Here is an 11,976-nt window from a genome sequence, read left to right on the forward strand (position 1 = left end):
GGCGAGACCGCGACATAAAGCCGCGGTCTCGCCGGTGCGCTGAAGTCTCGCGGTGGGTGTGGGGGTCAGAGGTCGTCGAGCATGCGGCGCTGCTCGTCGGTGAGACCGTCGTTGCGGCGGGCGGATGCGGCGGACCCGGATGCGGCGGACCCGGATGCGGCGGACCCGGGCGCGGGCGGCGGGGTGAACCCGGCCGACCCGGGGGCGGGCGGGGCGAAGCCGCCGGGAGCCGGCGGCACAGGCGGCACCGAGCCGCGGACGTCGGGGCCGGTCGTGGCGCGACGGCCGGCGGTGGCACGGTCGTACAGCTCCGCCGCGCGGGCCTCGATGCGGTCGTCGACGAGGTCGTAGATCGCCCACGCGATCAGCAGGAAGATCGGCGGCACGAACCAGCCGAACACGAAGCCGCGCACATTCACGCCCGTGAAGAGTACGAGCAGGACCCAGATGATCGCGGCGACGCCCAGCACGACGACGTACTGCACGAGCTTCTCAGCCAGCCACGACCGCTGCGCAGCCGACCGTGCCGCCATCGAGCGGAACCAGCGGTGGATCAGCGGCTTCAGCCAGATCGTCGCAGCCGCGAGCACGGCCCCGGCCCACAGCGCGGCCAGGCCGACGCGCACGCCCGGCACGAGCGCGCCGATGACCAGCAGCACGACGACGTCGAACACGTACAGCGAAGCGAAGCGGATGATCCAGGCCCTCATGCTCCCAGCCTGACACAGGATGCGGCGGCCGTCGCGGTCAGCGCAGCTGCACCAACCGGGTGACGTCATCGCTCGGGAGAGCGTCCACCACCGCCGTCACGGTGATGTCGGTGAGCGTCGCGCGACCCCCCACGATCGTGAGGAAGGCGGTGTCGGCCGCGTCGCGCCCCGTCGCGATCCGCACGAGCGACGAGCGCGGCGCGAGGGTCGTGGCGTCCACGACCTGCCACGCGCCGTCCACCCACGCCTCGGCGACGGCGTGGAAGTCCATCGGCGCCAGACCCGGCGCGTAGACCGACACCACGCGCGCCGGGACGTCGCGCGCACGCAGCAGCGCGACGCACAGGTGCGCGAAGTCGCGGCACACTCCCCGCCGGTTCAGGAGGGTCCGCACCGCGCCGTCGGTGGGCAGACTCGCCCCCGACATGTACGCGAGCTCGGTCCCCACCCATGACGACACCGCCGCGAGCAGCTCGGCCGGGTCGTGGATGCCGGAGAACTCGGCCCACGCGGTGGGGCCCAGGGCGTCGGACTCGGCGTAGCGGCTGGGCCGCGTGTACACGAGGAGGTCGGTCGGTGAGGTCGGCAGATCGCCGGCGGGCTCGTCGACGCGCGCGGTGTACGACACCTCCAGCCGCCCCGTTCCGCACCGGATGCGGTGCAGGCGCGTGCCGTGCGCGTCCGGTAGCTCCTCGACATCCACTTCCGCGCCGTCCAGTGACGCCACGAGCCGCTCGGTGGCGGAGGGGTACACGGAGGAGACGGCGACCGCGAACACGAGGTCGGCCGCTTCGGTCACGTCCAGGACGATGGTGCTGGCGACATCCCGCTGCATGATGCCAGCGTGGCACGGATCCGTGCACGCGGCTCCGCTCTGGTAGGAACGGAGCATGCTCACCCTGCACGGCGCCGACCGGATTCTGATCGACGCCCGTACGGAGCGCAACGGGAAGCTCGTTCTCGACGACGAAGGGCGCGTGGTGCCCGCGCAAGCGGCGGGCGCCGCGGGCGGCGAGACGCTCGACGTGTCGGGCTGCGTCGTGACGCCGGGGCTCGTGAACGCCCACCACCACCTGCTCCAATCCGGATTCCGCACCCTCCCCGGCACGCGGGGCGTCCCGATGCGCGAGTGGCTGCCGACGATGGCGGCGGCATATGCCGCCGCCGGCATCGACGCGTCGCTCGCGGCGGCGACGGCGGGCGTCGGGATCGCCGAGTCGCTCCTGTGCGGAGTGACCACCGTCGCCGACCATCACCTCAACTGGCCGCAGGCCTCGAGCGATCCGGTCGCCGACGCCGTGGCGATCGCCCGGGCGGTCGCCGCGACGGCGCACACCCTCGGGGCGCGCCTGGTCTTCGTGCGCGGCTCGGCGCGGGACGACCCCGGCGAAGCCGCCGCCGGCGCGGACGCGATCGCGAGCGCCCTGCTGGCCCCCGGGCACACCGGTGGCGTCACGGATGACGGGATGCTGCAGCTCGCGGTGGGGCCGGCCGGCGTGCACTCCGACCCCGCGGCGACCTTCCGTGCGCTGGGGGAGGTGGCCGCCCGCCACGGGCTGCGCCGCCGGACGCAGGCCAACGAGCAGGTGGACACCGAGATCGCGCTCGAGCGGTACGGCCGGCGTCCGCTGGACCTCCTGGCCGAGTGGGGCTGGCTCGCCGAAGATGTCACCATCGCCCACCTGTGCGACGTCACCCCGGAGGAGATCCGGCGGCTGGCCGAGGCGGGCGTCTCCGCGACGCACGCGCCCGGATGCGACGTGCCGATGGGGTGGGGTGTCGCCCCGGTGGCGGAGCTGCTGGCCGCCGGCATCCCCGTGGGCCTCGGCACGTCGGGGGGAGGGTCCAACGACGCCGGGCATCTGCTGGCCGACGCGCGGCTGGCGATGCAGGTGTCGGCCCTGGTGGGACCGCCCCTGCCGGCGCGCACGGTGCTCGGCATGGCGACGGAGGGGGGCGCGACCGGCCTCGGCCGCAGCGACCTCGGTCACCTGCGTGACGGGGCGCGCGGTGACGCGTGCGTGTGGGACCGCCGCGGCGTCGCGGATGCCGGTGTCGCCGATCCGGTCGCCGGGCTGCTGTGGGCCTCGCCGGGCCGTCGTCCCCGCCACGTTCTCGTCGGCGGTCGGGTCGTGGTGCGCGACTACCGGCTCGTGAGTGCGGACGAGGACGACCTCGCCGGTGCCCTGGGGGCGCGGCTGGCCGCGTCAGAGGTCTAGCACGAGGGCGGGGCACGCCGCGCGCGAGACGCACACCATCATGACGGTGTCCTCGGCCTGCTCGAGCGGTGTCAGCACGGAGTCGCGGTGCTCGACCGCGCCTTCCAGCACGGGCGCCTCGCACGTGCCGCACGTCCCGCGCCGGCAGCTGGAGAGCACCATCGTGGCGGGGGACTGCTCCTCGATCGCCTCGAGCACCGACTGCCCGGGCGCGACGGTCACGGTCTCGCCGCTGAGGGCGAGTTCGACCTGGAACGGGCCCGGCCACACCGGCGGCCCGAACTCCTTCGCCTCGAACCGCTCGACGTGCAGCGCCGCCTGCCGCTCCGCCGGCATCGCGGCCTCCGCCGCCGCGATGAGGCGGGCCGGACCGCACACGTACACCGCGGTCGCCGCATCCGCCTCGGCGCACACGGCGGCCACATCCAGCCGCATGCCCTCGTCGGCCGCATGCACGCGGACGCGGTCGGGGTGTCGTTCGCTCAGCTCGCGGACGAAGGCCATCGTCTCGCGCCCGCGGCCGGCGTAATCGAGCGTCCATTCGGCCCCGGCCTCTGCCGCCGCCTCGGCCATGGCGCGGATGGGGGTGATGCCGATGCCGCCCGCGACGAAGCGGTAGCGCGTGCCGGGGGTGATCGCGAAGTCGAAGTGGCTGCGCGGCCCGCGCACGCGCACGCGCTCGCCCACCCGCACCTCCTCGTGCAGGCGCACCGATCCGCCGCGGCCGGCGTCTTCCCGGAGCACGGCGATGCGCCACGTGGACCGGTCGGCGGGATCGCCGCACAGCGAGTACTGGCGCTCCACCCGCTCGGCGCCGGCGGGGGAGGGGAGGATGACGTCGACGTGCGCGCCGGGGGTCCATGCCGGCAGGTCGCGCCCGTTGTGCGCGACGAGATCCAGCGCGACGACGCCGGCGGCGATCTCGGTGCGGGCGGCGACGACCAGGTCGCGTTCGACATCGCTGAAGTAGCTCACGTGTGCTCCGGTGGGTTCGTCTTCGCGGCTCAGGCTAACCCCCGTCGCGGCCGCGTCCGGACCCGCGCGGGGTGTCGTCGCGGAGTCGTCACGCAGCGCGGCGAGTCGTAACAGGCACGCAACAGCAGGGGTGCGCGGCGGAAACAGCCGGGGCGTTCAATGAGGTCACCATGTTGGCCAGACCAACACGCTCGACGGAAGGGGACCGATGATCCCGGTTCACCCGGACCAGCTCACCCCCGGTTCGACGGTCGCGCAGTTGCGTGACGTCTGGACGAGCGCCGGCGCGACGGGGACCCTCGCCTTCGACGGCGACGTCGTCGCCTCACCCGGGAACCCGCCGGCCGCCGGCGAGGTCGTGGATGCGGCGGGGTGGATCGCGATGCCTCCCCTGTGCGACCTGCACGCCCACCTGGACAAGGCGTACACGTGGGAGGCGGCGGGGCGCCCGGAAGGGTCGCTCGAAGACGCCGTCGCGTGCTGGAGCGGATTCGGCCGCACCCTCGGCTTCGAGCAGATGAAGGCCAACGGGCGTCGTCAGCTGCGCGCCGCACTGAGCGCCGGCGTCCTCGCGATCCGCTCGCACGCCAACTACCACGAGGGCCCCGACCCGCTCCGCGGCATCCGTGCCCTCGTCGAACTCCGCGAGGAGTTCCGCGGCCTCGTCGACCTGCAGGTCGTCGCGATGCACGGTCATGACCGCGACGACGGACTCGTCCGCGACGGGATCGCGCTGGGCGCCGACCTCGTGGGGGCGGCGCCGCACCTCTCACCCGACTCCGCCGGCGAGGTCGCCCGTGCGCTGCGGCTCGCGGAGGAAGCCGGCATCGGCGTCGACCTCCACACCGACGAGACGCTCGATGCGCGGTCCACGGATCTGCTCACCCTGGCACGCGGCACCCGGCACTGGCCGGCCGAGCGGCCGCGGTCTGCGGGGCACTGCGTGAGCCTGGCGGTGCAAAGCCCGGGGCGGCTGACGACGATCCTCGATGCCGTCGCCCAGGCGCGCGTCAGCATCATCACCAACCCGCTGACGAACCTGTATCTGCAGGGCTGGCGCCATCCCGTCGCCACCCCGCGCGCCATCCCCCCGCTCGCGTCGCTGCTCGCGGCGGGCGTTGAGGTGGCGGCGGGCGGCGACAACGTGCAGGATCCGTTCAACCCCCTCGGCAACGGCGACATGGTGCCGGTCGTCGGGGCGCTCGTCCTGGCCGGTCATCTCTCGCCCGCACGCGCGTGGGAGGTCGCCGCCGCCGGCGGCCGGCGCGTCTTCGGGCTGGCGCCGGCCGACGGACGGCCAGGGGACGCCGCCGACGTGCTGCTGGTGCGGGCCTCCTCGGTCGCCGAGGCGGTCGCCGAGCACGCCCCCGATCGCATCGTCATCCGCGCCGGGAGGGTCGTGGCGGTGCGCCGCACCGCGATCGACACGGTCGCCCAGGATGCGCTCGTGGGGGAGGCCGCATGACCGCCCACGCCGTCGCGTCCCCCCGCGCCCCAATCCCCGTCCGAACGCGGACCCACCCCCTTCCCTCCAGGAGGCATGCATGAGCACTGCAACGACCATGGCACCGCAGGCCCTCGCCACCGCCACTGCGCCCACCCTCCGCTTCGACGACGTCACGAAAGACTTCGCCACCGGGACCCGCGCGCTGGCGGGCGTGTCGCTGTCGGTCTCGCGCGGGGAGTTCGTCTCGGTCGTCGGACCGTCGGGATGCGGCAAGTCCACACTGCTGCGGCTCGCCTCGGGCCTCGAAGGTGCGTCGGCGGGCACCGTCGACAACAGCGCTGACGTCACGAGCTTCGTCTTCCAGGATCCGACGCTGCTGGAGTGGCGGTCGGCGCAGAAGAACGTGGAGCTCGTCGGAGAGCTCGCCGGCGTGCCGGCGGCCGAGCGGCGCCGTCGCGCGGCGGAGGCGCTCGACCTCGTCGGGCTGGCGGGGTTCGAGCCGCAGCATCCCCGCGCCCTGTCCGGCGGCATGCGCATGCGCGTGTCGATCGCGCGAGCCCTCGTCGCCGAACCGGGCCTGGCCCTCTTCGACGAACCGTTCGGGGCCCTGGACGAGATCACGCGCCTGAAGATGCAGACCGAGCTGCAGCGGCTGTTCCAGCTCAAGCAGTTCGCCGCGATGTTCATCACCCACTCGATCTCGGAGGCGGTGTACCTCTCCAGCCGGGTCATCGTCATGAGCGGTCGCCCCGGACGCATCGTCGAGGACATCCCGCTCCCGTGGTCGTATCCGCGACCGCCGGAGCTGCGCTACGAACCGGAGTTCGGCCGCATCGCCGGTCACCTGTCGAAGACTCTGGAGGGTCACGCATGAGCGACGACGTCCTCACCGCCGCCCGGCCGGAGCCCGCCGTGACCGCCGGGCCGGCGCCCGCCCGCCCTGTGCGTGGGGGCGCAGCCGTCCGCGCGGGTGGACGCGCGCTGCCGATCGTCCTGGCGATCCTCGGCATCCTCGTGCTCTGGTACGCCGTCTCCTACCTCCTGCTCGCCCCGAGCCGGCGGTTCCTGCTCCCACCGCCGCACGCCGTGTTCGCCGAGAGCCTCGGCAATCCGCAGGTCATCGCGCCGATGCTCGCCGCTTTGGGCCAGACGACGATGGTCGCCCTCATCGGGCTGGCGATCGCGGTGGCCGTCGGCATGGGATGGGCGATCCTGATGTCGCAGTGGCGCCTGGCCGAGCGCGTGCTCTACCCGTACGCGGTGATCCTGCAGACGATCCCCATCCTCGCCCTGACACCCCTCATCGGCATCTGGATGGGCTACGGGATCCCCGCCCGGATCGTCGTGTGCGTCATCATCGCGGTCTTCCCGATGATCTCCAACACGCTGTTCGGACTGCAGTCGGCCGAGGCATCGGCGCACGACCTGTTCACCCTCAACCGCGCGTCCCGCTGGGCGCGGCTGTGGAAGCTGCAGCTGCCCGCGGCGATCCCGTCGATCTTCACCGGCCTGCGCAACGCCGCCGGACTGTCGGTCATCGGCGCCATCGTCGGGGACTTCTTCTTCCAGCAGGGCAGCCAGGGTATCGGCGGGCTGCTGCGGACGTACACGCTGCGGCTGAACATGGAGCCGCTGTTCCTCGCGATCATCTTCACCGCCCTGTTCGGCGTCCTGGTCTTCTCGGTGTTCGCCGCGCTGGACCGAGTGATCGTCGGGCGCCTGTTCGGCCTCAAGCCGCGCTGATCCCCGCATTCCTCCGCCCTCACCCGACCCGTCCTCAGAGGAGAACCCGTGTCCACATCCGCCCGTGCGCGCATCACCCGTCTGCTGGTGACCTCCGGCACCCTCGTCGCCGTCACCGTCGCCCTCGCCGGCTGCGGCAGCCCGGAGAGCCAGCCCGCCGCCGTCAACACCGCCGCGCCCGCTGACGCCGGCGGCGCGCTGGATCTGACCGACAGCTGCCCCGAGACCGTCGTCATGCAGCAGGACTGGCAGCCCGAGGCCGAGCACGGCGCCATGTACTCCCTGGTCGGCGAGGACTACGTCATCGACGCCGAGGCGAAGTCGGTCAGCGGCTCCCTCATCGCGCAGGGCGTGGACACCGGCGTCGACATCGAGGTGCGCCCAGGCGGACCCAACGTCAACTTCCAGCCCGTGCCGGCGCTCATGTACCTCGACCCCGAGATCCTCATCGGCGCGGTGAACTCGGATGTCGCCATCGTCGCCGCGGCGGATCAGCCCACCGTGGCCGTGACCTCACAGCTGACGTGGAGCCCGCAGATCCTGATGTGGGATCCGGAGAGCCACGACGGGGCGAGCACGATCCCCGAGGCCGCTGCCGGCGGGGCACCCGTCGTGACCGCCGGCGACGTCATCCCGACCCTTCTGGTGTCCAAGGGCATCATCGAGGCGTCCCAGATGGATCTCAGCTACGAGGGCACCCCGCAGCGGTTCGTGTCCGACCCCACGATCCTGCAGCAGGGGTTCGTGACGGCCGAGCCTTACATCTACGAGGAGGAAATCTCGGAGTGGGCCAAGCCGGTCGGCTATCAGCTGCTCTCCGAACTCGGATACTCCATCTACCCCGAGCCGCTGGCCGTGCGCCCGGAGACGATCGAGGAGTACGGCGACTGCCTCGCCAAGCTCGTGCCGATCATGCAGCAGGCGCAGATCGACTTCCTCGCCGAACCCGACGACACCGTCGCGCTGATCCTCGAGCTCGTGGAGGCCTACCAGACCGGGTGGACGTACTCGCAGGGCGTCGCGGACTACTCCGTCGAGCAGCAGAAGGCGCTCGGGATCGTCACCGACGACCCCGCGACCGGCGTGTTCGGGCACCTCGATCCCGAGCGCATGGAGTCCATCGTCGCCGACTTCGTGCCGATCCTCGTCGAATCCGGCAGCATCAGCGCGTCGGACGCGGAGCAGATCTCCGCCGAGTCGCTCTACACGAACGAGTTCATCGACATGGACATCTCGATGGAGTGACCCTGCCGATCGATCCAGCCGACGCATCCGAAGGGGACACCGCATGACGAGGCCGACCGCCGCGCACTCACTCGGGGTGCCGGAACTCCTTGACCACGAGCGCCCGGCAGGTCGTGCCCGGGGACGTGCGCCACAGATGGCGGACGCCACCCTGATAGTGGATGGAGTCACCGGCGGCGAGGGGGATCTCCTCCTCCTCCAGTACGACGGTCAGCGCGCCCTCCAGCACGTAGACGAACTCCTCCTCGTCGTGCTCCCACCAGATGCCGTCGTCGAAGCTGCCGCTGAAGATCATCGGCAGGAAGGGCGGCGCGCCGGCGGGGCCGAGGACCTTCACCGGTCCGCCGCCGGAATCCAGCGGCGAGCCGGCACCGGCGCGCACGACGTGGTGCCCACCGCGGCGCCGGGGCGGCGCGTCGTCGGTGAGCAGCGCCTGCTGCGTCGTGCCGAGGGTGCGCGCGATCCGGAACAGCGACGCCATGCTGAGCCGCTCGAGTCCGCGCTCCACCTGGCTGAGGAACGAGTGGGACAGCTCCGCCTGGGCAGCCGCCTGGGCCAGCGTCATGCCGCGCTCCTGACGCAGGGCCCGGATGCGTGCGCCCAGGGCGCGCGCGGCCTCGTCGGGACTGGCCGGCCCGCCCGGGCGTCTCCGTCGCGATTCGGCCACTGCTGCAGCGTACCCGCCGGCGCCCCCAGGCGCGCGCGGCTCCCGCTCGGACGCGGGAGACCCCATCCGGCAACGAGGAAGGACGAACATGGACGGTCGTGACCCACTGGAAGCGGAGCTGACGGCGCTCCTCGGACCCCGCGGGGTCAGCAGCGACCTGCGTCAGCGGGAGAAGGCGTCGGTGGACGGCGCGCGGATGTCGCCGATCATCGCCGAACTGCTGCCGCTGGGGATCGCCGATCTCGTGGCCTTCCCCACGACCGCCGCGGAGATCGGCGCCGTCGTGGGGGTCGCCGCCCGCCACGGCGTGGCGATCACCCCGCGCGGGAAAGGCACCGGCAACTACGGCCAGGCCCTCCCGCTCCTGGGCGGACTCGTGCTCGACACCTCGCGCGCCCGCAGCGTCATCGAGGTGTCCGACGGAGTCATCACCGCGGATGCCGGCACCCCCATGGCGACCCTCGAGCAGGCCGCCCGCGCCACCGGTCAGCAGCTGTGGATGTACCCCTCCACGGTGCACTCCACGATCGGCGGCTTCCTGGCGGGGGGATCCGGCGGCACCGGGACGATCGCGCACGGCGCGAACCACATGGGCTTCGTCGTCGCGCTCGACGTCGCCACGCCCGCATCCGGCGGCGAGCTCGTGCACGTGGAAGGGGACGAGGCCCTCGCTTTCGTCCACAACTACGGCACGGCCGGCATCATCGCGCGCGCCTCGGTACGGCTGGAGCCGCTGCAGGACTGGCGTGGCGTGTACGCGTCGTTCCCCGACTTCCCCGGGGCGCTGTCGGTTCTGCGCGAGCTCGGCCGCCTGCAGCCGGCACCCCGCCTCGTCTCCGCGGACACGCCGCACATCACGGCGCAGCTGCCCGCCGACCCCGCCTTCCCGGCGGGGCGCAGCTCCCTGCGGATGATCGCCGACCCGGCCACGGTGGCGGCCGCGCGGGCACTCATCGAGGGCGCCGGCGGCCGCGTGGAGGACGTCCGCGAAGGGCCGCAGGTCTCGGCGGCGATCTCCGTGCTCAGCTACAACCACCCCATCGAGTGGCTGCAGAAATCCGAGCCGGGCGTGTACTTCCACGTCGAGGTGTCCGGCGACGCCCTCGTGGAGCGCATCGACGAGGTGCACGCCGTCTACCCGGGCGGGATGCTGCACATCGAGGCCGGCCACACCGTCCCCATCGGTATGCTCGCCGGCGTCTACGAGAGCCCCGAGGCGGTGTACGACGGCATCGACGCGCTCACCGCGCTGGGGGTCGGCGTGCACAACCCGCACCAGTGGAACGTGGACTTCCGCCTCGCCGAGACCGTGGCACGCGCGGCGGAGACCGACCCGGACGGCCTCCTGAACCCGGGCAAGCTGAACCCCGCGTACGCCGGGCCCACGAAGGGCGCCATCCGGTGAGCGACCCGTCCGCGCCCGCGACCCGGTCGTGGGCCGACCTGTCCGGTCCCGCCCTGGACGCGGCGCTGTCCGAGCGCTCGATCGCGGTCGTCCCCGTCGGCGCCATCGAGCACCACGGCCCGCACCTGCCGCTGCGGACGGACGCGCTGATCGCGGAGGCCGTGGCATTCGCCGCCGTGACGCGTGCCGCCGCATCGGGGCTGGACGTGTGGCTGCTGCCGACGGTGTCGTACGGCAAGTCCGACGAGCACTACTGGGCCCCGGGAACCGTGTGGCTGGAAGGCACGACACTCCTGGAGCAGCTCGTGGAGATCGGGCGCTCGATCGCCCTCACCCGCGCGCGCACGGTGGTCTTCGTCAACGGCCACGGCGGCAACGTCATGCTGCTGGGCTGGCTCAACCGCGAGCTGCGCCGCCGCTTCGGGCTGCGCTCGTTCTCGATGTCGGCGGGCGCCGGCGGCGCCGGCGACGGACTCGAGGGGCGCCCCGACGAACTCGGGCAGGGCATCCACGCCGGCTTCGCCGAGACCTCCGTCGTGATGCACCTCGCGCCGGGCCTCGTCTCCCCGGACCTGCCCCCGCGCAACGTGCCGGAGCGGATCGCCGGGCTGCGGCACATCGGATTCAACGCCAAGCCGGTGATGTTCGGCTGGACCAGCGACGACTTCGGGCCCACGGGCGTGATCGGCGACCCCACCGGAGCCAACGCCGCCCACGGGCGCGAGCTGTTCGAGCGCGGCGTCGCGTTCGTCGCCGACGCGCTCGCCGAGATCGACGGATTCGTCTATGGCTGAGAATGAGCGGCAGTTGACGGTGTCTGCCCCCGTGATCGACGTGACGACCGATCCGGTACAGGGCGATGCGCCGCCCGCCGATCCGGCCGCGCTCGCCGCCTCCTGGCTTCCCGAGCCGGACGAGGACCGGATGCCGATGACGCTGTCCACGATCGACGAGGATGGGTATCCCCGCGCCCGCACCGTGCTGCTGACGGAGTTCGACGGTGAGCGGCTCTATTTCCACACCGATGCGGAGAGCCGCAAGGTCGCTGACCTCGCCGCGAACCCGCGGGTGGCGCTGACGCTTCTGTGGCCGGCGTTCACCAGGCAGATGGTAGTGCAGGGGATCGCCGAGCGGGCCGGCGACGCCGAGATCGCGCGAGCATACGAGCTCCGCTCGCCCTACCTGCGCCAGCTCGCGTGGCAGAACACGGCCGACTTCGCCGCGCGGAGTCTCGCCGAGCGCGAGGCGGAGTGGGCCCGATTCCGTGCGGCGCATCCGAAGCCCGAGCAGCCGGCCGGGTGGGTGGGGTTCGCCGTCCGCCCCCACCGCTACCTGTTCTGGACGTCGCATCCGGATGCCGCCAGCCGCAGGCTCGAGTTCGTGCGCTCCGCCGACGGCTGGACGCGGCACCTATTGGCGGGCTGAGCGACAGCTCAACCCGTGGGCCAGTGCGACCGCCCCCTGGGCGTAGTCGCTGATGCGACGGTCGTGATCCGCTTGATGGGAAGCGAGGCCAGCATCAGGTGACGTTCCGGTCCCCCCTGCGAGCGGTGACCAAGTCCGCT

12 protein-coding genes are annotated in these 11,976 nt (G+C 72.7%); 8 read left to right on the plus strand and 4 right to left on the minus strand.

Going from position 1 to position 11,976, the window contains the following annotated elements; all coding sequences use genetic code 11:
• Window positions 1-65 precede the first annotated feature (65 nt).
• A complete protein-coding gene (locus E4K62_RS04255; protein WP_135063953.1) occupies window positions 66-710 on the minus strand; it encodes a hypothetical protein in 645 nt (214 codons plus the stop codon).
• Between the two features lie 37 nt (window positions 711-747).
• The gene (locus tag E4K62_RS04260; protein WP_135063956.1) at window positions 748-1,545 is read right to left on the minus strand and encodes a transglutaminase-like domain-containing protein; all 798 of its coding nucleotides are present in this window, start codon (window positions 1,543-1,545) and stop codon (window positions 748-750) included.
• A 55-nt stretch (window positions 1,546-1,600) separates the two neighbouring features.
• Between E4K62_RS04260 and E4K62_RS04265 the strand changes: the two genes are divergently transcribed.
• Entirely contained in the window at window positions 1,601-2,929 is a 1,329-nt protein-coding gene (locus E4K62_RS04265) for an amidohydrolase family protein (RefSeq protein WP_135063959.1), read from the plus strand.
• On the opposite strand, the gene E4K62_RS04270 is transcribed toward E4K62_RS04265, so the two are convergent.
• The gene (locus E4K62_RS04270; RefSeq protein WP_135063961.1) at window positions 2,918-3,904 is read right to left on the minus strand and encodes a PDR/VanB family oxidoreductase; all 987 of its coding nucleotides are present in this window, start codon (window positions 3,902-3,904) and stop codon (window positions 2,918-2,920) included. The two genes, E4K62_RS04265 and E4K62_RS04270, sit on opposite strands and share 12 nt — an antisense overlap.
• 208 nt (window positions 3,905-4,112) lie before the next feature.
• Between E4K62_RS04270 and E4K62_RS04275 the strand changes: the two genes are divergently transcribed.
• From E4K62_RS04275 to E4K62_RS04290, 4 genes are all read left to right on the plus strand, one after another.
• Complete coding sequence (locus E4K62_RS04275) at window positions 4,113-5,369, plus strand: amidohydrolase family protein (RefSeq protein WP_135063964.1); 1,257 nt, start codon at window positions 4,113-4,115, stop codon at window positions 5,367-5,369.
• A gap of 79 nt (window positions 5,370-5,448) precedes the next feature.
• Window positions 5,449-6,225 (plus strand): ABC transporter ATP-binding protein, encoded by a 777-nt coding sequence (locus tag E4K62_RS04280; RefSeq protein ID WP_135063967.1) that lies wholly within the window; start codon window positions 5,449-5,451, stop codon window positions 6,223-6,225.
• Window positions 6,222-7,094 carry an ABC transporter permease gene (locus E4K62_RS04285; protein ID WP_135063970.1) on the plus strand — a complete coding sequence of 291 codons (873 nt, stop codon included), beginning with the start codon at window positions 6,222-6,224 and terminating at the stop codon, window positions 7,092-7,094. Before E4K62_RS04280 ends, E4K62_RS04285 begins: the two co-directional genes overlap by 4 nt.
• A 48-nt stretch (window positions 7,095-7,142) precedes the next feature.
• Window positions 7,143-8,339, plus strand: coding sequence for a substrate-binding domain-containing protein (locus E4K62_RS04290; protein ID WP_205805878.1), 1,197 nt, complete (start codon window positions 7,143-7,145; stop codon window positions 8,337-8,339).
• Window positions 8,340-8,406: 67 nt separating this feature from the next.
• Here the strand turns inward: E4K62_RS04290 and E4K62_RS04295 are convergent, their stop codons facing one another.
• Complete coding sequence (locus tag E4K62_RS04295) at window positions 8,407-9,006, minus strand: helix-turn-helix domain-containing protein (RefSeq protein WP_240742814.1); 600 nt, start codon at window positions 9,004-9,006, stop codon at window positions 8,407-8,409.
• Window positions 9,007-9,094: 88 nt separating this feature from the next.
• On the opposite strand from E4K62_RS04295, the gene E4K62_RS04300 reads away from it, so the two are divergent.
• From E4K62_RS04300 to E4K62_RS04310, 3 genes are read left to right on the plus strand one after another with little or no spacing between them, the layout of a single operon-like run.
• A complete protein-coding gene (locus E4K62_RS04300) occupies window positions 9,095-10,411 on the plus strand; it encodes an FAD-binding oxidoreductase (RefSeq protein ID WP_135063976.1) in 1,317 nt (438 codons plus the stop codon).
• Window positions 10,408-11,205 (plus strand): creatininase family protein, encoded by a 798-nt coding sequence (locus tag E4K62_RS04305; protein WP_135063979.1) that lies wholly within the window; start codon window positions 10,408-10,410, stop codon window positions 11,203-11,205. The genes E4K62_RS04300 and E4K62_RS04305 overlap by 4 nt, the downstream gene beginning before the upstream one ends.
• Window positions 11,198-11,836, plus strand: a complete 639-nt coding sequence (locus E4K62_RS04310) for a pyridoxine/pyridoxamine 5'-phosphate oxidase (protein ID WP_135063982.1) — start codon at window positions 11,198-11,200, stop codon at window positions 11,834-11,836. The genes E4K62_RS04305 and E4K62_RS04310 overlap by 8 nt, the downstream gene beginning before the upstream one ends.
• The last annotated feature ends 140 nt before the right edge of the window (window positions 11,837-11,976 follow it).

The organism is Microbacterium wangchenii, assembly GCF_004564355.1.
GTDB lineage: Bacteria > Actinomycetota > Actinomycetes > Actinomycetales > Microbacteriaceae > Microbacterium > Microbacterium wangchenii.